This window comes from Pseudoxanthomonas sp. PXM01 (assembly GCF_014851815.1).
Taxonomy (GTDB): domain Bacteria; phylum Pseudomonadota; class Gammaproteobacteria; order Xanthomonadales; family Xanthomonadaceae; genus Pseudoxanthomonas_A.
The window spans coordinates 734,684-757,735 of the sequence record NZ_JACVAJ010000002.1 but is presented as its reverse complement, the minus strand read 5'-3'; the positions used below and the strand labels follow the sequence as shown (position 1 = coordinate 757,735).

16 protein-coding genes and 2 pseudogenes are annotated in these 23,052 nt (G+C 67.5%); 11 read left to right on the top strand and 7 right to left on the bottom strand.

Features of this window, described 5'->3' with window-relative positions:
• Nucleotides 1-110: 110 nt before the first annotated feature.
• The 5 genes and pseudogenes from IB230_RS12945 to IB230_RS12925 all read right to left on the bottom strand — a co-directional run bounded on the left by IB230_RS12945 (nt 111) and on the right by IB230_RS12925 (nt 6,498).
• Complete coding sequence (locus IB230_RS12945) at nt 111-1,985, bottom strand: hypothetical protein (protein WP_192272806.1); 1,875 nt, start codon at nt 1,983-1,985, stop codon at nt 111-113.
• A 314-nt stretch (nt 1,986-2,299) separates the two neighbouring features.
• Nucleotides 2,300-2,413 (bottom strand): annotated as a pseudogene (locus IB230_RS19735) (prepilin-type N-terminal cleavage/methylation domain-containing protein); the annotation flags it as partial.
• A 436-nt stretch (nt 2,414-2,849) separates the two neighbouring features.
• A pseudogene (locus IB230_RS19730) lies at nt 2,850-2,942 on the bottom strand (prepilin-type N-terminal cleavage/methylation domain-containing protein); the annotation flags it as partial.
• Nucleotides 2,943-3,370: 428 nt separating this feature from the next.
• Nucleotides 3,371-4,774: a sigma-54 dependent transcriptional regulator gene (locus IB230_RS12930; RefSeq protein ID WP_192272800.1), complete on the bottom strand. Its 1,404-nt coding sequence runs from the start codon at nt 4,772-4,774 to the stop codon at nt 3,371-3,373.
• A gap of 101 nt (nt 4,775-4,875) precedes the next feature.
• Nucleotides 4,876-6,498, bottom strand: coding sequence for an ATP-binding protein (locus IB230_RS12925; protein ID WP_192272798.1), 1,623 nt, complete (start codon nt 6,496-6,498; stop codon nt 4,876-4,878).
• A gap of 201 nt (nt 6,499-6,699) precedes the next feature.
• Here IB230_RS12925 and sucC point away from each other — a divergent pair, with 201 nt between their 5' ends.
• The 4 genes from sucC (at nt 6,700) to IB230_RS12905 (ending at nt 11,400) form a co-directional block, all read left to right on the top strand.
• Nucleotides 6,700-7,869, top strand: a complete 1,170-nt coding sequence (gene sucC / locus IB230_RS12920; RefSeq protein ID WP_192272796.1) for an ADP-forming succinate--CoA ligase subunit beta — start codon at nt 6,700-6,702, stop codon at nt 7,867-7,869.
• A gap of 23 nt (nt 7,870-7,892) precedes the next feature.
• Entirely contained in the window at nt 7,893-8,771 is an 879-nt protein-coding gene (gene sucD / locus IB230_RS12915) for a succinate--CoA ligase subunit alpha (protein WP_192272794.1), read from the top strand.
• A gap of 63 nt (nt 8,772-8,834) precedes the next feature.
• Nucleotides 8,835-10,472: an NAD+ synthase gene (locus tag IB230_RS12910; RefSeq protein ID WP_192272792.1), complete on the top strand. Its 1,638-nt coding sequence runs from the start codon at nt 8,835-8,837 to the stop codon at nt 10,470-10,472.
• 40 nt (nt 10,473-10,512) lie between these two features.
• Nucleotides 10,513-11,400: a vitamin K epoxide reductase family protein gene (locus tag IB230_RS12905; RefSeq protein ID WP_192272790.1), complete on the top strand. Its 888-nt coding sequence runs from the start codon at nt 10,513-10,515 to the stop codon at nt 11,398-11,400.
• 72 nt (nt 11,401-11,472) lie between these two features.
• On the opposite strand, the gene IB230_RS12900 is transcribed toward IB230_RS12905, so the two are convergent.
• Nucleotides 11,473-12,360, bottom strand: coding sequence for an outer membrane protein assembly factor BamD (locus IB230_RS12900; protein WP_192272788.1), 888 nt, complete (start codon nt 12,358-12,360; stop codon nt 11,473-11,475).
• A 118-nt stretch (nt 12,361-12,478) separates the two neighbouring features.
• Here IB230_RS12900 and rluD point away from each other — a divergent pair, with 118 nt between their 5' ends.
• Genes rluD through IB230_RS12880 form a run of 4 tightly spaced genes read left to right on the top strand, consistent with a single transcriptional unit; the run spans nt 12,479 to nt 15,153 of the window.
• On the top strand, nt 12,479-13,462 hold the full coding sequence (rluD, locus tag IB230_RS12895) for a 23S rRNA pseudouridine(1911/1915/1917) synthase RluD (protein ID WP_192272786.1): 984 nt from the start codon (nt 12,479-12,481) through the stop codon (nt 13,460-13,462).
• On the top strand, nt 13,459-14,229 hold the full coding sequence (gene pgeF, locus IB230_RS12890; protein WP_192272784.1) for a peptidoglycan editing factor PgeF: 771 nt from the start codon (nt 13,459-13,461) through the stop codon (nt 14,227-14,229). The genes rluD and pgeF overlap by 4 nt, the downstream gene beginning before the upstream one ends.
• The gene (locus tag IB230_RS12885; RefSeq protein ID WP_192272782.1) at nt 14,214-14,747 is read left to right on the top strand and encodes a DUF4166 domain-containing protein; all 534 of its coding nucleotides are present in this window, start codon (nt 14,214-14,216) and stop codon (nt 14,745-14,747) included. Before pgeF ends, IB230_RS12885 begins: the two co-directional genes overlap by 16 nt.
• Nucleotides 14,737-15,153, top strand: a complete 417-nt coding sequence (locus tag IB230_RS12880) for a thiol-disulfide oxidoreductase DCC family protein (RefSeq protein WP_192272780.1) — start codon at nt 14,737-14,739, stop codon at nt 15,151-15,153. The genes IB230_RS12885 and IB230_RS12880 overlap by 11 nt, the downstream gene beginning before the upstream one ends.
• Before the next feature lie 148 nt (nt 15,154-15,301).
• On the opposite strand, the gene IB230_RS12875 is transcribed toward IB230_RS12880, so the two are convergent.
• A complete protein-coding gene (locus tag IB230_RS12875; protein ID WP_192272778.1) occupies nt 15,302-17,734 on the bottom strand; it encodes a TonB-dependent receptor in 2,433 nt (810 codons plus the stop codon).
• A 333-nt stretch (nt 17,735-18,067) separates the two neighbouring features.
• On the opposite strand from IB230_RS12875, the gene IB230_RS12870 reads away from it, so the two are divergent.
• The 3 genes from IB230_RS12870 (at nt 18,068) to clpB (ending at nt 22,963) form a co-directional block, all read left to right on the top strand.
• Nucleotides 18,068-18,544: a DUF3574 domain-containing protein gene (locus tag IB230_RS12870; protein ID WP_192272776.1), complete on the top strand. Its 477-nt coding sequence runs from the start codon at nt 18,068-18,070 to the stop codon at nt 18,542-18,544.
• 73 nt (nt 18,545-18,617) lie between these two features.
• Nucleotides 18,618-20,216 carry a hypothetical protein gene (locus tag IB230_RS12865; protein ID WP_192272774.1) on the top strand — a complete coding sequence of 533 codons (1,599 nt, stop codon included), beginning with the start codon at nt 18,618-18,620 and terminating at the stop codon, nt 20,214-20,216.
• Between the two features lie 146 nt (nt 20,217-20,362).
• The gene (gene clpB / locus IB230_RS12860) at nt 20,363-22,963 is read left to right on the top strand and encodes an ATP-dependent chaperone ClpB (RefSeq protein ID WP_192272772.1); all 2,601 of its coding nucleotides are present in this window, start codon (nt 20,363-20,365) and stop codon (nt 22,961-22,963) included.
• Nucleotides 22,964-23,052: the final 89 nt, after the last annotated feature.

Genomic DNA, 23,052 nt, shown 5'->3' with positions numbered 1-23,052 from the left:
GGCGCGGGTTCTCCATCACCTCGTCGATATCGTCCTATGCTGCTGGCGGGTACGGATGCGAACGCCGCCTGGAGTGTCGTTCGCTCTCGTGCCGTACGTGCTGGCTTCGCTTACTGATTGCTGCCTGATGCGCGGGGCGCACCACGGCGGGACAAACCGGCGCGCTCTACCTTTTCGGCGAGGTCCGGCCTGCCCTTGTCCCGCAGCTCTCCCGCCAGTTGCTGCGGGAACGGATCTTGGGGAGCTGCCGCTTCGATGGCGCGGATGAAGTACGGCATCGCGAGGTCGGGCTCTCCCAGATCGTTCAACACGAAGTAGCCTCGTGACACCATGCTGAAAGGTTCTTCGGATGGCGGTGCACGCTCAATCAGTGTGTCGAGAACCTTGAGCAGCTCGCGCTTGTCCAGCGCCACGCCCTTGCGGAAGTGGTAGATCAGGATGTTGGGAGCACGGCGGTTGTCCCAGGTCATGTGGACGGCTTGCAACCGTTGCTGGAAGAGATCCCAGTCCGCCTGCGTGATGTCGCCGCGAAGCGTCTTCAGCACGATCAGGAGCGCAGGATTGTTAAGGGACTCCGGTGCTGCCGTCGTGCCTGCCTCGCAACTTGCGATGGCATCGTCCAGGCGCGGATTGTTCGGTGTCACCCCGCCCCCTACTTCGAAGTACTCCGCGCAGAGAGCAATCTGCGCGCGTGCGGACAGGGGCGCGTGCTGCGCGTTGGCTTCTGCCAGCGAGAGACTGCTGCGCCAGCTATGGGCGCGCAACAGGGTGGCTGTGGACAAGGCCACAAGCAAGAAGATGCATGCGCCTGCCTGGACGAGGGGTTTGATATCGATGCGCCTGAACGCGGCCGCCAGCAGGCTGCCGATGGCCAACACCGCGCCGATCAGCGCGAAGTGATTGCGGTGCTCGAAGGCCAGTTCCAGCGCGATCACGTTGCTGGTGATGCTGTGGGCGGCGAAGAACAGCAGAACGCCCAGCGAGAACAGCGGCAGCGTTGTTCGCAGCCGCCATGCACTGGCAAGCAGGGCCAGCAGGACGGCGATGGCGGGCAGGGTCGTCCAGGGCTGCAGCAGGCTACGGGAAGGCTGTAGCCAGTCGTAGTAGAACGGCATCTGTTGGGGCAGTGGCCAGACGATCTGCCACAGGTACATGCACAGCACGCGGCCCTGGGTGAGCAGGCGTTCCGGCGTGGAGAAGTTCCGATGCGCCAGCGTGTCCGGGCTCCAATGGCTGGGAACGATCACAAGTACGAACGCCGCCAAGCCGGCAAGGACCGCCAGCAGATAGCCGATGCGCAGCCGCCGGGCGAGCTGTGCGTCGGCGGCGGCGAAGCGCAATACGGTCAGCTCCAGCGCCAGCGCATAGGCAGGCAACAGCACGGAGTCTTCCTTGCAGCCCAAGGCGATGGCCCAGCACAGCACGGCCAGCAGGAAGCCCGTACGACCTGGGCGGCCGGTGACCTGGGCCTGCCGCGCCTGCAGGTAGGCCCACAGGGCGAGCACCAGGAACAGCGTGCCCATGGTCTGCATGCGCTGCACCACGTACAGCACCGAAGACACCTGCAGCGGATGGATGGCCCAGGCCAGGGCCAGGGCGGGAGCGATCCACACTACCCGCCTTGCGGATACGCCGGTCATCAGCAGCAGGCTGCGGAAGAACCAGGCGAGGACCAGTGCCGTGACGGCATGGATGATGATGTTGGTGATCTTGAACGTTGCCGGGTCCATGCTGCCGGCCCGCCAGTGGTCAATGGCGAAGCTGAGCGTGGGCAGCATCCGCAGCGTGCCGGAGCGTTGGGGCGAGGTGACCACATTGACGAGCGCTTCGGTACTCAGCTCGGTCAGCTTGAGGTTCTCGTCGTTGACGATGTTGGGCAGATCGTCAAAGACGAAGGCGCCCGGCAGGCCGGGAGTGAACAGAACGCCTGCAAGCAGGGCGACTAGCAGGGTGGGCAGCAGGAAGCGGCCGAGGGTGTGGGGCATGTACGTTCGCGTGATGGACGACCAGTGGCCGGATTATCGGCCATCGGCATCGGTCGGATGCAGCTGTCCGTACGAAGTGCTGCGCGAAGGCGGCTAGATCAGTTGAGTGAGCAGCTTCCGGTATTCATGTCGCAGTTGGTCGTGCGAGTGCCCGGCGACTGCGGAGTGCCGGTAATGTCCGTGTCGATGTCCGTGGCCGTGTCGATGCTGGCACAGGCGCTTGCCGTCGCTGCGGCGGGTGTCGAGTTGTTGTAGATCGCGGCCAACGAGAAGTTGGCGTAGTTCTTGGCCTCGGCCAAGCAGGCGGTCTCGGCCGAGCGGACGCGATAGTTGTTGTAGGCCGGCATGGCGATAGCGGCCAGGATGGCGATGATGGCCACCACGATCATCAGTTCGATCAGTGTGAAGCCGTGTGCAGAACTGCGCATGATGGTATCCCCGTTGAAAGCGTTCTCCCGCTGCTCACAAGCAAACATTGAGCCAGATGGCGGGCTGGATTTCACGAGAAGCGGGATCGGCGTCACGGATTGTGTAGCGAGAATGCGCTGATCGCGAGCAGTGACCAAAAGAAAAGCCCCTCGTAAGAGGGGCTTTTCGTGGAAACGCTTGACGCTGAACTTAGCGGCCGGCGATCGAGCAGGTCGCGGTCGTGTTGGAGCAGGTGGTATCGGCGTCGCCCGGGGCGGCCGGCGTGAACGTCGTGTTACCGGAGCCCGAGGGAGCAGCAGCCAGCGGGGTGCACGCGGAGAGGCTGGCGTGGTTGGGCAGATCCAGATCGGACACCGAAGCGGCCAGCCAGGAGTTCATGTAGGCCTTGGCTTCGCCGAGGCAGGCATTCTCGGCCGAGCGGATGCGGTAGTTGTTGTAGGCCGGCAGCGCGATGGCGGCCAGGATGGCGATGATGGCGACGACGATCATCAGTTCGATCAGGGTGAAGCCCTGGGCGTTCTTCTTCATGGTATTTCCCCTTTCAGGATTTGGCTTGATGGTTAGGGACACAAGCCCCGTGTCCCTACATGGACCGTGGGCGCCGCGTACAACATACGACGCGTGCAGGTGATGTAGAGCAGGATGCGTGCCAACTTCTGATACCCCCAGCGATTCCCCCACACTTCCCCGGGAGGAAACCCTGACACCGAAGTCGGGCGGGACTATCGCATCATTCTTTTACGTTGTGTATCGGGGAATGCGGTCAATCCCGGCTCGTGTCACAGATTGAGCGATGGATCGTTTCGGGCCGCTCTCCGCCAATCCGCTGACGCTCCCTTGGTGAGATGACGGGTTGCGTCAGAATGTGACGCTTCGCGTCACCCGGGTCACTGTGCGATGCCGTGCACGTTTGCATCGAGACATATATATAGGTGTGGCGTAAGGCCTTGAACGGCCTACTCCATGCCCAGCTTCTTGAGCTTGTAGCGCAGCGCCCGGAAGGTGATGCCCAGCTGGGCGGCCGCCTTGGTCTTGTTCCAGCGGTTCTCTTCCAGCGCCTTCTGGATGGCGGCGCGCTCCAGTTGCTCGATGTAGTCGGGCAGGGCGCCACCGGCGGCCGGGTCCACGTCCACGGCGCCGGGCGCATCGCGGACCACCTCGCCAGGACTGAAATCGCCACCGAACTTCTTGCCGGCCGGCGCCTGCGGCAGGTAGAGGTCGTCGATCTCGATGCTGTGGCCCTCGGACATGGCCAGCGCGCGCTCCAGGATGTTCTCCAGTTCGCGCACATTGCCGGGGAACGGATATCGGCCCAGCGCCTCCATCGCCTCCGGCGACACCGACGGCGCCATGCGGCCGTGCTGGGCGGCGAGCCGCTCCAGGATGGCGGTGGTCAGTTGGGCCAGGTCGCCAGTGCGTTCGCGCAGGGGCGGCACGCGCAGCTCGATGACGTTGATGCGGTAGTACAGGTCATGGCGGAAGCGGCCGTCCGCGGCCAGTTCGCCCAGGTCCTTGTGGGTGGCTGACAGGATGCGCACGTCCACCTGCACCTCACCGGAGGCGCCGACCGGGCGCACCGCCTTCTCCTGGATGGCGCGCAGCAGCTTCACCTGCATCGGCAGCGGCAGCTCGGCCACCTCGTCGAGGAACAGCGTGCCGCCATTCGCCGCCTGGAACAGGCCCTGCTTGTCGGCATGCGCACCGGTGAAGCTGCCCTTCTTGTGGCCGAAGAATTCGCTTTCCATCAGCTCGGCGGGGATCGCGCCGCAGTTGACCGGAATGAAGGGGCCGGACGCGCGCGCGCCCTGTTCGTGGATCGTGCGGGCGACCAGCTCTTTGCCGGTACCCGACTCGCCCATGATGTAGACCGGCGCCTGGCTGCGGGCGACCTTGCCGATGGTCTCGCGCAGGCCGTCCATCGCGGCCGAGGCGCCGAGCAGGCGGCTGGCCTGTTCCGGCGGTGGCGGCGGCGGCGGCGCGCGATCGCTGTTGTTCAACTCCAACGCGTGCTTGACCAGTCCGCGCAGGACGGCCAGGTCGACCGGCTTGCTGACGAAGTCGAAGGCACCGGCCTTCAGCGCTTCCACCGCCAGTTCGATGTTGCCGAACGCGGTGATCATGGCCACCGGCGTATTGGGGTAATTGCGCGAGATCTCGCCGACCAGATCGATGCCGTTGCCGTCGGGCAGGCGCATGTCGGTGAAGCAGAGGTCGTAGGTGTTGCGGCCCAGCAGCTCGCGGGCCTCGCCGAGATTGGCGGCGGTATCGATGCGCAGGCCCATGCGGCCCAGCGTCAGCGTCAGCAGTTCACGGATGTCGCGTTCGTCGTCGACGATCAGGGCGCTACGGCTTTGATTCATGCATCTCCCCTCGTGCCCCTGTGCCGCCAGTGTAACGACTGAATGTGAATCATGGTACGCGAGGTGCCGCCGGGGCGGAAAACCTGGCGGCGGCGGGCACGTCAGGCCGGCAGCAGTGCGTGCGGACCGGGCAGGGTGACGCGGAAGCAGCTGCCGCCACCGGGGACGGGCACGTATTCCAGCGTGGCCTGGTTGGCCCGGCACAGCTCGCGGGCGATATACAGGCCCAGGCCGGTGCCGTGCTCGGACGTGGTGAAGAAGGGCCGGAACAGCTGCGCGGCCACGGCCTCGGGGATGCCGGGACCACGGTCCATCACATCGATGGTCGGACGATTCTCGGCATTGAACACGCGGACGCGGATGCGTGCGGATTCGCCCGGCAGGCGGCCGTAGTTCAGCGCGTTCTGCACCAGCACGGTCACCACCTGCTGCAGGTGGCGCGGATCGACCAGTGCCGGCACCGCCTTCGCACCGATGATGGTTTCCAGCGTGTCGGTCTCGATGGACAGCGTCTGCTGGTAATCGTCGACGAAGCGCCGGACGAAGGCGTTGAGGTCGACATGCTCGGGCGTGGCGCGCTCGCGGCGGGCCAGGCCCAGCACGCTTTCGACGATGCCGTTGGTGCGCTGGCACTGCTGGTGGATGATCTGCAGCAGCCGGCGGTCGCCGTCGTTGACCTGCTGGGATTCCTCCAGCAACTGCACGGCGTAGTTGATGGCCGCCAGCGGATTGCGGATCTCGTGCGCCAGGCTGGCGGAGAAGCGGCCGAGCGCGGCCAGCGTCAGCGATTCCGCCCGGCGCGAGACCACCGTGGCGTCGTCCAGGAAGATCAGCGAGGTCTCGCTGTCGGCCAGCAGCCGGGCGAAGCGCGGCTGCACCTCGGGCTGGTCGGGCGAGAACTGCATCGGCGTCTCGTCGGTTTGCCAGCCGTTGCGCCAGCGCTGCAGGCGGCGGGCCAGTTCCGGTGCGGCATGCAGCAGGGACACGCCCTTCCCATCGGCACCCTGGCCGTCGCCGCCGTCGCCCAGCAGCAGGCTGGCGGCCTCGTTGGCCAGCTTGATGTGGTTGTCCGCATCCACCACCAGCACGCCCGTGCGCATGCGGCGGATGATCAGTTCGTTGACCTCGAACAGGTTGGCGACTTCCTCACCGCGCTTGTCCGCCAGGGCCTGACTGGTGCGCGCCTTCTGGCCGGCCTGGTGCGCCAGGTACGCCAGCGCCAGGTAGCTCACCGCGAACATGATGACCTCGGCGGCCGAGCGTGCCGTGCCGCCGTCGTGGAACTGGGTGAACAGGTACTCCCCGAACAGGCCGCCGATGGCCAGCAGGGCCACCGCCAGCGCCATCCGCGTACGCGGGAGCAGCAGCGCCGCGGCCGACACGTTGAACAGCAGCATCATCGCCACGCCGGCGGTGGCGCCGGGCAGGGCATGGGTGATGAGCGCGGCGACCAGGATGTCGATGCATACGCTGAGGAAAACGATCCAGACCAGCCACTGCACGCTGCGACCGACGAAGAACAGCACCAGCGCGAGCACCAGGTAACCCACGGCCACGACCATGCCCAGGTCTTCGTGGCGCGGCTTGCCCAGCACCTCGCCCAGCGGGCTGAACATCAGCGCAGCCAGGATCCCGGCTTCCAGCAACCGGTACAGGGCGAAGAAGTACAGTTCGCGGCGCGGTACCGATTCGAGGCGGGACAGGAGCGACTGGGCCTGGCGCAAACGCGTACTTCCCCTGTAGGCGAGGCCCACAGTATAGGCATGCGGGCCGCCGTATCGCCCAGCCACCCCTTTGCCACCAAAGGCTTAGACCCCGGGTTTTGCGCCCCCCGGCCGCGTCGGCGACAATAGGGGGCTTGCCCGGCCTCCGCCCCCACGGCCCCGGCCCGGGCAGTGTCTTCTGTTCCCTACCCACGGTGACGCATGAATTTCCACGAATATCAGGCCAAGCAGCTGCTGGCCGAGTACGGCATCCCGGTCCCGGCCGGCAAAGTCGCGGCCACGGCAGATGAAGCCGTCGCAGCCGCCCAGTCCCTCGGCAACGGCCCCTGGATGGTCAAGGCCCAGATCCACGCGGGCGGCCGCGGCAAGGCCGGCGGCGTCAAGTTCTGCAAGACCACCGACGACGTGAAGGCGGCCGCCGCCAAGATGCTCGGCACCAAGATGGCCACCTACCAGACCGCCGGCGTCGAGCTGCCGGTCAACCTGGTGCTGGTGACCACCGCCGGCGAGATCGTCAAGGAGCTCTACCTGTCGGTCCTCGTCGACCGCGGCACCAAGACCATCACCTACATCGCTTCTTCGGAAGGCGGCGTGGAGATCGAGCAGGTCGCGGCTGAGACGCCGGACAAGATCCACACGCTCAATGTCGACTTCGTCGAAGGCGTGCAGGGTTACCAAGGCCGCGAGTTCGGCTTCAAGATGGGCCTGACGGCCAAGCAGGCTGGCCAGTTCGCCAACATCATGGTGAACCTGTACCGCATCTTCAACGAGAAGGACCTGGCGCTGGTCGAGATCAACCCGCTGGCGATCCTGGACGACGGCAACCTGTACGCGTTGGACGGCAAGTTCAACAGCGACGACAACGCCAACTTCCGCCAGAAGGCGCTGGTCGCGATGCGCGACAAGAGCCAGGAAGACGAGACCGAAGTGACGGCCTCGGAGCTGGACATCAACTACGTGACCATGGACGGCAACATCGGCTGCATGGTCAACGGCGCGGGCCTGGCGATGGCCACCATGGACGTCATCAAGCTCAACGGCGGCGAGCCGGCGAACTTCCTCGACGTGGGCGGCGGCGCCAACAAGCAGCGCGTGATCGAGGCCTTCAAGCTGATCCTGTCCTCGGACAAGGTCGAAGGCATCTTCGTCAACATCTTCGGCGGCATCGTCCGCTGCGACATGATCGCCGAGGGCATCATCGCCGCGGTGAAGGAAGTGGGCGTCAAGGTGCCCGTGGTCGTGCGCCTGGAAGGCACCAACGTGGAAGAAGGCAAGCAGCTGCTGCGCGACAGCGGCATGGCCATCATTCCGGCCGACAACATCAACGACGGCGCCAAGAAGGTCGTTGAAGCGGTCAAGAACGCCGCCTAATCCACGACACCGAAGGACATCCCATGAGCGTTTTGATCAACAAGAACACCAAGGTGATCGTGCAGGGCTTCACCGGCCAGCAGGGCACCTTCCACGCCACCCAGATGATCGAGTACGGCACCCAGGTCGTCGGCGGCGTCACCCCGGGCAAGGGCGGCACCACCCACATCGACCTGCCGGTGTTCGACACCGTCGCCGATGCGGTCAAGAGCACGGGCGCCGACGCGTCCGTCATCTACGTCCCGCCGCCGTTCGCGGCCGATGCGATCCTTGAAGCGGCCGCGGCCGGCATCAAGGTCATCGTCTGCATCACCGAAGGCATCCCGGTGCTGGACATGCTGCGCGTCAAGAACGTGCTGACCCGCGCCCATCCGGACACCGTGCTGGTCGGTCCGAACTGCCCCGGCGTGATCACGCCGGGCGAGTGCAAGATCGGCATCATGCCGGGCCACATCCACAAGCCGGGCAAGATCGGCATCGTGTCGCGCTCCGGCACGCTGACCTATGAAGCGGTCAAGCAGACCACCGAAGTGGGCCTGGGCCAGTCGACCTGCATCGGCATCGGCGGCGACCCGATCAACGGCCTGAACTTCGTCGACTGCCTGAAGCTGTTCAACGAAGACCCGCAGACCGAAGGCATCATCATGGTCGGCGAAATCGGCGGCGATGCCGAGGAGGCGGGTGCCGAGTACATCAAGCAGTTCGTGAAGAAGCCGGTCGTCGGCTTCATCGCGGGCGCCTCGGCCCCGGCCGGCAAGCGCATGGGCCACGCCGGTGCGATCGCCAGCGGCGGCAAGGGCACGGCGGAAGGCAAGTTCGCGGCGATGGAAGCCGCGGGCGTGACCACCGTGCGTTCGCCGGGCGACCTGGGTGCGGCCATCGCGGCGCGCCTGAAGAAGTAAGTAGAATCGCCTGAGGCACACGAAAGGCCGCCGCGTGCGGCCTTTCGCTTTTCTGGAGACGGTATGACGGCTTCGTTACGCATCGCCATGGCGCAGTTCGACTTCCCGGTCGGCGGCGTCGCGCAGAACAGCGCCAGCATCCGGCGCATGATCGCCGAGGCGCGCGACGAGTACGGGGCGGATGTGGTGCTGTTCCCCGAACTGGCGGTCAGTGGCTACCCGCCGGAAGACTTGCTGCTGCGGCCGAGATTCCTGGCCGACTGCGAAGCGGCGCTGGCGGAGATCGCAGCGACCACGCATGGCATCGTCGCCGTGGTGGGCTGGCCGCAGAGCGCGGGCAGCGTGGTGTACAACGCGGCCAGCGTGCTGCGCGACGGTGTGGTCGAAACCACCTACCGCAAGCGCGAGCTGCCGAACTACGCGGTATTCGACGAGCGTCGCTACTTCGACGTCGACCCGGACGGCGGCGCCTGCAACTTCGAGGTCAAGGGCGTGCCGCTGGGCCTGGTGATCTGCGAGGACCTCTGGTTTCCCGAGCCGCTGGCCGACACAGCGGAGGCGGGCGCGGTGCTGACGCTGGTGCCGAATGCCTCGCCGTTCGACCGCGACAAGCATGCGCAGCGCGATGCGCTGATTGCCGAGCGTACGCGCGAGACCGGCATGGCGCTGGCCTACCTCAACGTGGTGGGCGGGCAGGATGCGGTGGTGTTCGACGGCGCCTCCGTGGTCGCCGACGGCGATGGCACCGTGCATCCGGCGGCCGCCGCGTTCACCGACCAGTGGCTGGTCGTGGACTTCGACGTGGCCACGCGCAAGTTCAGTCCGGTCGTGTGGATGGACGATGGCGACGAAAGTCGCGACGCGCTGGCCTGGCGCGCGATCGTGCGCGGCATCCGCGACTACTGCGGCAAGAACGGTTTCTCCAAGGTGTGGCTGGGGCTGTCCGGGGGTATCGATTCGGCCATCGTGCTGGCGCTGGCGGTGGATGCGCTGGGTCCGGAGAACGTCACTGCCGTGCGGTTGCCGTCGCGCTACACCGCCGGCCTGTCGAACGACCTGGCGGCCGAGCAGTGCGCGGCCCTGGGCGTGAAGCTGGAGGCGATCTCGATCGAGGCGCCGTTCAAGGGCTTCCTGGAGGCGCTCGGTCCGGTGTTCGGCGACAAGGCGGCCGACACCACCGAGGAGAACCTGCAGTCGCGCAGTCGCGGCGTGATCCTGATGGCGCTGAGCAACAAGTTCGGCGGCCTGCTGCTGACCACCGGCAACAAGAGCGAGTACGCGGTCGGCTACGCCACCATCTACGGCGACATGTGCGGCGGCTACGCGCCGATCAAGGACCTGTACAAGACCGAGGTGTTCGCGCTGGCGCGCTGGCGCAACACGGTGGGCGGTGCGCCTGTGATCCCGCCGGCGGTGATCGACCGCCCGCCGTCGGCGGAACTGCGCGAGAACCAGAAGGACCAGGATTCTCTGCCGCCGTACGATGTGCTGGATGCGATCCTGTTCCGCTACGTCGACCTGGAGCAGTCGCGCGACGAGATCGTCGCCGTCGGATTCGACGCCGCCACCGTCGACCGCATGCTGCGGCTGGTGCGCATCAACGAGTGGAAGCGCCACCAGGCCGCGCCCGGGCCGAAGGTCTCGCGCCGCGCGTTCGGCCGCGAGCGCCGCTATCCGATCACCAACAAGTACGCGCTGTGACCTCGGCCGCGCGCCGCGCCCGGCCGATACGGAGAACGACATGAGCAGGAAGAAGAAGCGCACCGCACACCGCGACCGACCCGCCACGCCCGCGCCGCGTCCGGCAACGCCGCCGGACCGGGTGATGCTGGCGCTGGCGGTGCTGGGGCTGCTGATCACCGGCTACCTGGCGTGGACGGCGGGCAGCGGCTCAGCGTCGGCGTTCTGCACCGCCGGTGGCGGCTGCGAGGCGATCCAGCGCAGCGGCTGGTCCACGCTGCTGGGCCTGCCGATGGCGTTGTGGGGCTTCGGCCTGTACGCCGTCGTCGCGTTGGTGTCGCTGGCGCGCAAGGCGTCGCCGCTGCTGCGGTGGCAACGGCAATGGCGGCTGGTGCTGCTGGGGCTGGCGATCAGCCTGTACCTGACGGCCGTAGGCAAGCTGGTGCTCGATGCGTTCTGCGTCGGCTGCCTCGCCTCGCTGGCGGTCCTGGTGGCGATGTTCGTGTGGCTGACGGTGCGTCGCCCGGCGTCGGCGCCCGGCCACGCCTGGGGGCGATGGTGGGCCGTGCAGGCCGTGCCGGTGCTGCTGATCGTGGCCGTCCTGCACGTGCACCAGAGCGGCCTGTTGCACCAGCGGCCGGAAAGCCGCCGTGCGGCCGCGCTGGCGCAGCATCTGACCGACTACGGTGCGAAGTTCTACGGCGCATCGTGGTGCGTGGAATGCAGCCGGCAGAAGCGGCACTTCGGCCATGCGGCGGAACAGCTGCCCTACATCGAGTGCTCGCCCGGCGGCCGCAACACCCCCATGACCTCCGCCTGCGCGGCGGCGGGCATCACGGTGTTCCCGACGTGGGTGATCGATGGCATCGAACACAACGGCGTGATGGAGCCGCAGCAACTGGCAGTGCTCACCCGGTTCGACTGGGACAAGGCCGGAGGCAAGGACTGACCGCCCGCGGCGGTACACGGGCAAAGAAAAAGGGCCTCGCGGCCCTTTTTCGTTCCGTGACCGGCTGGACGGTCAGTCGTTCTTGCGCTGTTCCACCGTGTTGCTCGACTTCTCGCCGGCGAACGGGTTCAGGCGACGCACCATCCACGGATAGTCCGGGAACTTGCCGGCCAGCCAGGGGTGCTTCGGGTCGTTGAGTTCAAGCACGCGCTTGGCGTCGGCGGCCAGTGCCTGGTTGCCCAGGTGGGTGTAGGCCTCGGCGAGCACGGCGACGGCATCGTACTGGTAGCTGCTCTGCGGGTAGGTTTCCAGCAGGTAGCGGGCGCGGCTGGCGGCCGACACCCATGCGTCGCGGCGCAGGTAGTAGATCGCGGTATCCAGCTCGTGCAGCGCGAACTGGTCGCGCAGCAGGATCATGCGCTGGCGCGCGTCGGCGGCGTAGCGGCTGTTGGGATAGTTCTCGGCGACGCGGGCGAAGTCGTTGTAGCCCTGCATCGGCGTGGCCAGGTCGCGGCGGCTGGCGTCGAGGCGCCACACCTTCTGCAGGAACACCGTGTCGCGGTTGGAGTTGGCCAGCCCGCGCAGGTAATACATGTACGGGATGTGGCGGTGGGTCGGGTAGGTGCGGATGAAACGGTCAATCGTGGTCACCGCGTCGTCCAGCCGGCCGGCCTTGTACTCGGCGTAGGCCGTTTCCATCAGCGCCTGCTCGGTGTACGGGCCGTATGGGTACTGGGCGATCAGGCGGCGGAAGTTCTGCAGGCCGCGGTCCCAGTTGTTGTTGACCATCGCCCGGTGGGCTTCCTCGTACATCACCTCGACGGGCTGGTTCTCGGCGGCGTCCTTCTTCTTGAAGATCTTGCCGCAGCCGGTGCCGGCGAAGGCGACGACCACGGCCAGCAGGACGAGGCGGGAGGTCGCGGAGGAGCGGGAGAAGCGGGAGAAGGCACGCTGGGTCATGGGCTGGCGGCAGGCCGCGGCAGGGAAACAGGCCGTCGATGATAGCCTAGGCGCCGCCTTCGCCATGAACATTCGGCCAATACGGACCGGATCCTGGCCTCCCTGGACGTCTTTCCGCATGACCGAACCCGATTCCCCCGACACTCCTGACACCCTCCGCACGGCCATCGTGCCCGCCGGCGCCGCCGGCCGGCGCTTCGACGCCGCCCTGGCCGAGCTGTTCCCCGAATTCTCCCGCTCGCGCCTGACCGAGTGGATCAAGTCCGGCAATGCGCTGCTGGACGGCCAGACCGTGCGGCCTCGCGATCCCGTCCGTGGCGGCGAGACCGCCAGCCTGGACGTGGTGCTGGATACCCAGACCCATGCCGAGCCGGAAGACATCCCGCTGGACATCCTGTACGAGGACGAGCACGTCTTCGTGCTGGACAAGCCGGCGGGCCTGGTGGTGCACCCGGGTGCGGGCAATCCGACCGGCACCCTGGTCAATGCGCTGCTGTTCCGCGACCCGTCGCTGTCGGCCTTGCCGCGCGCGGGCATCGTGCACCGCCTGGACAAGGACACCTCCGGGGTCATGGTGGTGGCACGCACGCTGCCGGCGCACACCTCGCTGGTGGCGCAGCTGGCCTCGCGCGATGTGCACCGCCAGTACCTGGCGGTGGTGGTCGGCGCGATGGTGTCCGGCGGCACCGCCAATGCGCCGATCGACCGCCATCCGCGCGACCGCCTGAAGATGGCGGTGCGCGAGGACGGCCGCGACGCCGTCACACACTACCGCCTGCGCGAACGCTTCCGTGCGCACACCGCGCTGGAATGCCGGCTGGAAACCGGCCGCACGCACCAGATCCGCGTACACATGGCACACATCAAGTACCCGATCATCGGCGACCCGCTGTACGGCGGTCCGCTGCGGCTGCCGAAGGGCGCGAGCGACGAACTGATCGCCGTGCTGCGCAGCTTCCGCCGGCAGGCGCTGCATGCCGAGACGCTGGAGTTCGCGCATCCCGTCAGCGGCGAGCCGGTCCGCGTCACCGCGCCGGTGCCGGCCGACATGGTGGCGTTGCTGGCGGCACTGCGCGCGGACAGCCAGGCCAAGCGCGGATGAACCGCGCGCCGTCGGTGCCCGCCGACTGGCCGGCACCCGCCGGCGTGCATGCATTCACCACGCAACGACATGGCGCCGGGTTCTCCGCGGCGCCGTTCGACACGTTCAATCTCGGAAACAGGTACGCGGCCGACGGCGATGATCCTGCGGTCGTCGCGCGCAACCGCGCGCAGTTGGTCGAGTTCGCCGGCCTGCCGTCCACGCCGCACTGGCTGAAGCAGGTGCATGGCACGGACGTGGTGCGCGTGGACGCGCCGGCCGATACCGACGCGGCCGAGCCGGTCGCCGACGCGCTGGTGACATCGACGCCGGGCGTGGTCCTCGCCATCCTCACGGCCGACTGCCTGCCGGTGGTGTTCGCCGCGAAGGATGGCCTCGAGATCGCCGCCGCGCATGCCGGCTGGCCCGGCCTGTCGAAAGGCATGCTGGAAGCCGCGCTGGATGCCATGACGACGCCCGCAGCCGACGTGGTCGCGTGGATCGGCCCGGCGGCGGGTCCGGCGCGCTACGAAGTGGGTAAGGACGTGTTCGACGTCTTCGTCGCCCACGATGCCGGCGCTGCGTCCTGCTTCATCCCGACGCGTCCCGACCACTGGCTGGCCGACCTGCCGGCATTGGCGCGTCGTCGACTGGTGGCGCGAGGCATGGCGGCCACCGACATCCATGGTGGCGACCTCTGCACGATCAGCGAGCCCGAACGCTTCTTCTCGCATCGCCGCGACGGCCGCAGCGGCCGCATTGCCACGCTCGCATGGATGCAGCCGTAAGGTCGCTGTTCGCGCAGGTGCTGGGGCCGGCGTTCGGCACGCTGGCCGCGCCGGTGCACGCACTGCACGTGGCGCAAGGGATGAATCGGTACCGGGGCGAGGTCCAGGTGGAGCGTGGAAGCACGCTGCTATCCCGACTCGTGGCGGCCGCCACGCGCCTGCCGCCTGCGGGTAACGGTCCGCTGTGCGTGGAGATCGATGCCTCGCCGCTGCAGGAACGCTGGATCCGCTTCATCGGCGGCCGCGCGATGCCGTCACGCCTGTGGCGCGAGGGCGATATGCTGTGCGAACGCCTCGGCCTGGCGACGTTCGGATTCCGGCTCGACGTCATGGACGGCACCATCACGTGGCGCGTCGTACGTGTCCGCGTATTCGGCGTGTCGCTGCCGGCGCGCTGGTTCACCGGCGTGGGGGCGCGCGAATCCGCCGACGGCGAGCGCTACCGCTTCGACGTGTGGGCATCGCTGCCGATCGCCGGCCTGCTGGTGCACTACAAGGGATGGCTGGATGTCGGGTGATCCCGCACGCAAGGAGGGGCCGGTCATCGTCTTCGATGGCGTCTGCGTGCTGTGCAACGGCTGGGTGCGCTTCCTGCTGAAGCATGATCGCGAAGGGCGCTACCGCTTCGCCGCGATGCAGTCGCAGGCGGGGCGCGCCTTGTTGGCGGGTCACGGCCTGGATCCCGACGATCCGGCCTCGTTCCTGCTGGTGGACGGCGCGCAGGCCTGGACCGACAGCGATGCGATCCGTCGAGTGCTGACCGGGCTGGGTGGCGTGTGGCGCCTGGCGACGGTGATCGCCGTGGTGCCGCGGGCAGTACGCGATCCGTTGTACCGCTTGCTGGCACGCAACCGGTACCGGTGGTTCGGCACGACGGAATGCCGCGTGCCGACGCAGGAAGAGTGGGCACGCTTCCTGGAATAGACGCACGTATCCGGTCGGCCCCCATGATCGTCATCCCGGCGCATGCCGGGACCCAGCGACTCTTTTGCCCGCAGAGAATTCGCTTCCGCATGCAAGAACCAACGGCACTGGGTCCCGGCCTACGCCGGGATGACGGCGCTCACGGACCTCAGAACGTGTAACGGACGCGCGTGTAGTAGTACGCGCCGTTGCTGCCGATCGGCGAGAGCACGTCGTACGGCAGGTTGCCGAAGTAGTAGATGTCCTCGTTCGACAGGTCCGGATACTCATCGGTCAGGTTCAGGCCGCCCAACGCCACGCTCCACCTGGACGTGAGCTTGTATTCGACCTCGGCGTCGAGCTGCCATTCGGCGCCGTAGCGCTGTTCCGGCTCGAAGCCGCCGCCGAAATTGAACACGCGCTTGGCACTGCCATGGCGGCTGACGCGGCCGAGCAGGTTCCAGCGGTCGCTGTTCCAGTTGGCGGTGAACTGCGCGCGGGTGCGCGGGGCGGCGTCGGTGAGGGTGTTGCTCTCCTCCACGCCGAACAGCTGGTAGGACGGATCCAGCGCCAGCAGCTGCGCCGGCGTGGCGACGATGTTCTTCAGCTCGGTCTTGGCGTAGCTGTAGGTGCCGGTGAGCAGCAGGTTGCCGCCGGCCAGCGCCTGGCGCCAGTTCGTCACCAGTTCCACGCCCTGCGTGCGGGTGTCGGCGGCGTTGGTGAAGAAGTTGACGCTCTGCACGCCGCGCACGCCGAACTCGTCCTCGACGAAGTCGGTCAGTGCGTCGCCGGTGATGCTCTCGGACAGTGCGATGCGGTCGTCGATCTCGATATGGAACACATCCAGCGACAGGTCGAAGTGCTCGCCGATCCGGCTGGTGAAGCCGAGGCTGGCGTTGATCGACTTCTCCGGGTCCAGCGCCTGCGCACCCAGTGCGCGGGCGATCGGGTTGTTGACCGACAGCAGGCGGCCCTGGGTCAGCTGGCCGGCGGCGCTGTAGCCGGTCGAGGTGGACTCGTAGCCGATCTGCGCCAGCGACGGCGCGCGGAAGTTGTTCGACAGCGCGCCGCGCAGCGCGAACGCCGGGGCGAATTCGTAGCGCGCGGCGACCTTGCCGGTCAGTTCGCCACCGAAGTCGCTGTAGTGCTCGTAGCGCACGGCGACGTCGGTGGTCAGCTTCTCGCCGAAGCTGCTGGACAGCGCGGCGTAGACGCTGGCGACATCACGGTCGAGGTTGGCCACGTCCTGCGGGGTCAGGCCGCCACCGGCCTGCGAACCGGTCGGGCGGTCGATGTACGGGCCGGCCGCGTAGCTGGCGGGATCGCCGGCGCCGGTCTCGTATTCCTCGAAGCGGAATTCCGCGCCGAAGGCGACGTCGTGCGTGGTGTCACCGCTGCCGAAACCACGGCTCAGGTCGAGATTGGCCAGCGTCTGCGAGGACTCGTAGTCGCCGGTCTTGAAGCGCGTCGGGCTGCTCGGGCCGAGCGAGGCATTGAGCGAATCGCGCAGGCGGTAGGTGAAGCTGTTGCCACCGTGGTTGACGCTGGCGTCGTAGTCCCAGCTGCCCCACTGGCCGCGCACACCGCCGACGACGGCGACGTCCTGGTTCTCGCCCAGCGACACCGGGCGGTAGCCATTCGGGTACACCTCCGGCCAGTTCGACACGCCGTCCGGATAGCGGAAGTAGTTGGCGCCGACGGTGTCGCGCTTGTTGTACGTGCCGAAGACGTAGAACTCCGACGCTTCGCCCACCGGCACGCCGGCGTTGATCCAGGCATTGATGTCCTTGGATTCGCCATCGCCCAGGTGGTAGTTGCGCTGGCCCTGCACGGCCAGGTTGGCCGGCGACTGGTCCCACGGCGGCACCTGGTCGAAGCCGGCGCGGTTCGTCGCCTCGCGGTTCTTCAGCTCGAAGCCGACGCGGAAGAAGCCACCATCGCCGACCGCGGTACCGACCTTGCCCGACAGGAAGCTGGTCTGGCCGTCGGTCAGCGTCTGGCCGATCGGCTCGACGTCGGTGTGATGCAGGCCGAAGCTGGCTTCCCAGGCACCACCCTCGGGCGCGTCGTCGAGGATGATGTTGACCACGCCGGCGACCGCATCGGAGCCGTACTGCGCGCCCGCACCGTCGCGCAGGACTTCGATGCGCTTGATTGCCGTCACCGGGATCGCGTTGAAGTCCACCGGCGTGGTACCGCGTCCGATCTTCGAGCCCGTCGACACCAGCGCGGTGGTGTGGCGGCGCTTGCCGTTGACCAGCACCAGCACCTGGTCGGGAGCGAGGCCGCGCAGCTGCGCCGCACGCACGTGGTCGGCGCCGCCGGAGTTGGACTGGCGCGGGAAGTTGAACGACGGCAGCAGCGCCTGCAGCGCGCTGCCCAGCTCACCGTTGAGCACGCCGGCCTTGCGGATGTCCTCGGCGGTCAGCACGTCGATCGGCGAGGTCGATTCCAGTGCCGTGCGGTCGCTGGCGCGAGTACCGGTGACGATCACCGCGTCCAGGTCGGTGGTGCCGGCGGCGGGCGCCTGCTGGGCGAATGCGGGAAAGGCGAGGGCAAGCGCGATGGCAGCGCCGAGCGGCGCCACGGTGAGGCGGGACATGGGAACTCCTGACGGGTGGGGTACGGGAAAGGTGGAGCGGACGACGGTGGCCGGATCAGCGGCAACGACAGCCGCAGCCGCCGGTCCCGTGTGGGGAGAGACCAAGGGGGACGTGGGCGGCTGCGGGTCGTGCGGTCGGCATCGGGACAAGGTGTGTCGTGTGGGTCGTCGTCCCCAGTCATTGGGCTGTGCCGGGGTGACGGAACCTTACCGTGCCGGTTCGCCTGCATGACCGTCCAAGGCCATGGCGTGATCCCATGTCCTCATAACCAGCAGTTATTTCGATGCGCGATCATGTGCGCCGACAGTACCTGTCCCCATCGGAGTGCCCCCATGCTGTTGAGAAGTCTCTTCCTGGCCACCGCGTTGCTGGCCGTGTCCGGATGCGCCAGCGTCCGCCCTGCCGACGCGCCGTCGGCCACGACCGCATCGCTGCAGGGCGATGCACTGCGTCCCGCGCAGGCCGCCGGCTGGGTGCGTAGCGAGCTGTACTTCGGTGTGGGCAAGGAAACTGGACCCGCGGACCGTCCGCAGGCCGAGACGATCACCGAGGAGCGGTGGCGCGCGTTCCTCGACAAGGAAGTGACCGCGCGCTTCCCGGACGGCCTGACCGTGTTCGACGCCTACGGCCAGTGGCTGTTCCGCGGCGCCGGCGAACCGAACCGCCTGAAGACCAAGGTGCTCGTCGTACTGCACGAGGACACGCCGCAGCGCCGCGCCGACATCGAGGCGATCCGTCTGGCATGGAAGCAGGCCACCGGCCACCAGTCGGTGCTGTGGTCCCGCCACGCGGTGGACGTATCGTTCTGAACCCGGTGCGCCCGCCGTGCGTGCGGGCGCTTATGCTGGCGGCCTTCCGCCCACCCCACTGATTCCCGACTCCATGACCGCATCGGCTACTCCCGTGCGCCGCTGGTTCGTTCCCGGCGACCTCAACGGTTTCTTCGGCCTGGTGGTGGACAACCTGTCCATCCTCGGCTTCATCGCCGCCGCGCTGATCGGCATCTTCCAGTTCCCGGCCGAGGTGGTGTTCACCCGCATGTTCCCCGGCACCGCGCTGGGCGTGCTGGTCGGCAACCTGATCTACACGTGGATGGCGCACCGGTTGGCGGCGAAGACGGGGCGCGACGACGTCACCGCGATGCCGCTGGGCCTCGACGCGCCCACCAGCATCGGCATGGCGCTGCTGGTGCTGGGTCCGGCGTTCGTCGGCTTCAAGCAGGCGGGCATGGACGAACAGGCCGCGGCCACGGCCACGTGGCAACTCGGCATGGCGTCGCTGGTGGTGATGGGCGTGCTGAAGCTGGTGCTGTCGTTCTTCGGCGATGCGGTGACGCGTGCGGTGCCGCGCGCCGGCCTGCTCGGTTCCATCGGCGGCGCGGCGCTGACGCTGCTGGGTTTCCTGCCGCTGATCGAAACGCTGCGCCAGCCCGTCGTCGGTTTCGTCACCTTCGGCCTGCTGCTGTATGTACTGGTCGCCAAGGGCAAGCTGCCGGTGAAGATTCCCGGCGTGCTGCTGGCCTTCATCGTCGGTACCACGCTGTACTACGCGCTGGGTCTTGCCGGCCTCGGTGCGCCGGGCTTCAAGGTGCCGGACGCGGTGCCGCTGGCGGTGACGCTGCCGCTACCGACGCTGGGCTGGCTGGACGGTCTGGCGTACACCGTGCCCTACCTGCCGCTGCTGCTGCCGTTCGGCCTGCTGATGGTGGTGGGCGGCATCAACGTCAGCGAAAGCGCGCGCGCTGCTGGCGACGACTACCGCACGCGCGACGTGCTGCTGGCCGAAGCGGTGTCGACACTGGTCGCCGGCTTCTGCGGCGGCGTCGCGCAGACCACGCCCTACATCGGCCAGCCCGCCTACAAGCACATGGGCGCGCGCAAGGGTTACACGCTGCTGACCGGCCTTTTCATCGGCCTGGGCGGCGTGCTGGGCTACGTATCGGGCCTGGTGCAGTGGCTGCCGGTCGCGGTGCTGGCGCCGATCATCGTCTACGTCGGCCTGGACATCACCGTGCAGGCCTTCACCGAAACACCGCGCAAGCACGCCATCGCGGTGGCGCTGGGCTTCCTGCCGTCGGTGGCGTACCTGCTGACGATCAAGTTCGGCAATCCGGCGTGGATCGCGCCGGACCACTTCGCCGGCCTGTACGAAGGCGTCGACGGCCACGGCCTGCCGGACCTGGCGACGATCGTGACGCTCGGCAATGGCTTCATCATCACCGCGATGATCTGGACCACGGCGCTGGTGGCGATGATCGACGGACGCAACGGCCGCGCCGTCGTCGCGCTGCTGGTGGGTGCCGTGCTGACGCTGTTCGGCATCATCCACTCGGTCGACCCGCGCGGCGGCATCTACCTGCCGTGGGACGTCGAAGGTCTGCGCGCGACCATCCTGTGGCAGTTCGCCGGCGCCTATGCCGCGCTGGCGGTGCTGCTGGGCCTGCTGTCGCTGCAGAAGCCGACGGCTCCGGTCGCCGAGTGACCCTCCCGGTATCGACATGAGTGGTGGGCCAAGGCCCACCCAACGGTGAATTCCGGTCTCAACCGGTCTTGAAACACCGGCGCTTAACCGCATCTGGGTAGCATCGGCTGGCGTTCGCCGGCCCCTACTTCCTTGAGGTTCTTCCGATGCGGATGGACAAACTGACCTCGCGTTTCCAGCAGTCGCTGGCCGACGCGCAGTCGCTGGCCGTGGGCCGCGACCACACCATGATCGAACCCGTCCACGTGCTGACCGCACTGCTCGAACAGCAGGGCGGCAGCTCGCGGCCGTTGCTGGCGCAGGCCGGCGTCAACGTGCCCGTGCTGCGCGAGCGGCTGGGCGAAGCGCTGGAGAAGCTGCCGAAGGTGACCGGCCAGGCCGGTAATCTCTCCATCGGCAACGATCTGTCGCGCCTGCTCAACGTCACCGACAAGCTCGCGCAGGACGCCGGCGATACCTACATCGCCAGCGAGTGGTTCCTGCTGGCCGCGCTGGACGACAGCGGGGCCGCCGGCCAGGAGCTGAAGGCCAGCGGTGCCGACAAGCAGAAGCTGCGCACCGCGATTGAGCGCCTGCGCGGTGGCGAGAAGGTGCAGTCCGAGAACGCCGAAGACCAGCGCCAGGCGCTGGAGAAGTACACCATCGACCTGACCGAGCGCGCCGAGATCGGCAAGCTCGACCCGGTGATCGGCCGCGACGAGGAGATCCGCCGCACCATCCAGGTCCTGCAGCGGCGTACCAAGAACAACCCGGTGCTGATCGGCGAGCCGGGCGTGGGCAAGACCGCCATCGTCGAAGGCCTGGCGCAGCGCATCGTCAACGGCGAAGTACCTGAAGGCCTGCGCGGCAAGCGCGTGCTGTCGCTGGACATGGGCGCGCTGATCGCCGGCGCCAAGTTCCGCGGCGAATTCGAGGAGCGCCTGAAGGGCGTGCTCAACGACCTAGCCAAGAACGAAGGCCAGATCATCCTGTTCATCGATGAGCTGCACACCATGGTCGGCGCCGGCAAGGCGGAAGGCTCGATGGATGCCGGCAACATGCTGAAGCCCGCGCTGGCGCGCGGCGAACTGCACTGCATCGGTGCGACCACGCTGGATGAGTACCGCAAGTACGTCGAGAAGGACGCCGCGCTGGAGCGCCGCTTCCAGAAGGTGTTCGTCGGCGAACCCAGCGTCGAGGACACCATCGCCATCCTGCGTGGGTTGAAGGAGAAGTACGCCGTGCACCACGGCGTCGAGATCACCGATCCGGCGATCGTCGCCGCCGCGCAGCTGAGCCACCGCTACATCGCCGACCGCCAGTTGCCGGACAAGGCCATCGACCTGATGGACGAGGCCGCCAGCCGCATCCGCATGGAGATCGACTCCAAGCCGGAAGAGATGGACCGCATGGAGCGCCGGCTGATCCAGCTGAAGATCCAGCGCGAGGCCTTGAAGAAGGAAAAGGACGCGCAGTCCAAGCAGCGCCTGGCCGATCTCGAGACCGAGATCGAAGCGCTGCAGCGCGAGTTCAACGACCTGGAGGAAATCTGGAAGGCGGAGAAAGCCACGCTGACCGGCGCGACCAAGATCAAGGAGCAGATCGAGCGCGTGAAACTGGAACTGGAAGCCGCGCAGCGCAAGCAGGACTACGCACGCATGAGCGAGCTGCAGTACGGCCAGCTGCCGGAACTGGAGAAGCAGCTCTCCGCCGCGCAGGAAGCCGAGCAGAAGGGCTTCAAGCTGCTGCAGGACAAGGTGACCGACGAGGAAATCGCCGAAGTCGTCAGCCGCTGGACCGGTATCCCGGTCAGCAAGATGCTGGAGGGTGAGCGCGAGAAGCTGCTGCAGATGGAGCAGTCGCTGCGTGGTCGCGTGATCGGCCAGGAAGAGGCGATCAGGGTCGTGTCCGATGCGGTGCGCCGTTCGCGCGCCGGCATTTCCGATCCCGACCGCCCCAGTGGCTCGTTCCTGTTCCTGGGTCCGACCGGCGTCGGCAAGACCGAGCTGTGCAAGGCGCTGGCCGAGTTCCTGTTCGACAGCAGCGACGCGATGATCCGCATCGACATGAGCGAGTTCATGGAGAAGCACGCGGTCAGCCGGCTGGTCGGCGCTCCCCCGGGCTATGTCGGCTACGAGGAAGGCGGTTACCTGACCGAGGCCGTGCGTCGCCGTCCGTACAGCGTGATCCTGCTGGACGAGGTGGAGAAAGCGCATCCGGATGTGTTCAACATCCTGCTGCAAGTGCTCGACGACGGCCGCCTGACCGATGGGCAGGGCCGCACGGTCGACTTCCGCAACACCGTCATCGTGATGACCTCGAACCTCGGCTCCAGCCTGATCCAGGAGATGTCCGAGAGCGACGGCTCGGTCGACAGTCCGGAGCGATACACGCAGATGAAGGCCGGGGTGATGGCCGTGGTGCAGGCGCACTTCCGGCCGGAGTTCATCAACCGGCTGGACGACATCGTCGTGTTCCACCCGCTCGACAAGGCGCAGATCCGCGAGATCGCGCGCATCCAGACGCGCTACCTGGGCAAGCGACTGGCCGAGCGCCAGATCGCGCTGGAGCTGGACGATTCGGCGCTGACGCTGCTGGGCAACGTCGGCTTCGATCCGGTGTACGGCGCACGGCCGCTGAAGCGGGCCATCCAGGCGCAGCTGGAAAACCCGCTGGCGCACAAGATCCTGTCCGGCGCATTCGCTGCGGGCGACACGGTGCGCGTGCGCGCGGAAGGCGGGCAGTTGGTGTTCGACGTCGCGCGCTGACCGGTGGTCGGCGCAGGCGTGTCCTGCTTTCGTCCGTCACCGCGTAGTAGTACGTTATGGTGTAGCCCGCGATGGGGCAGGGCTGCGCC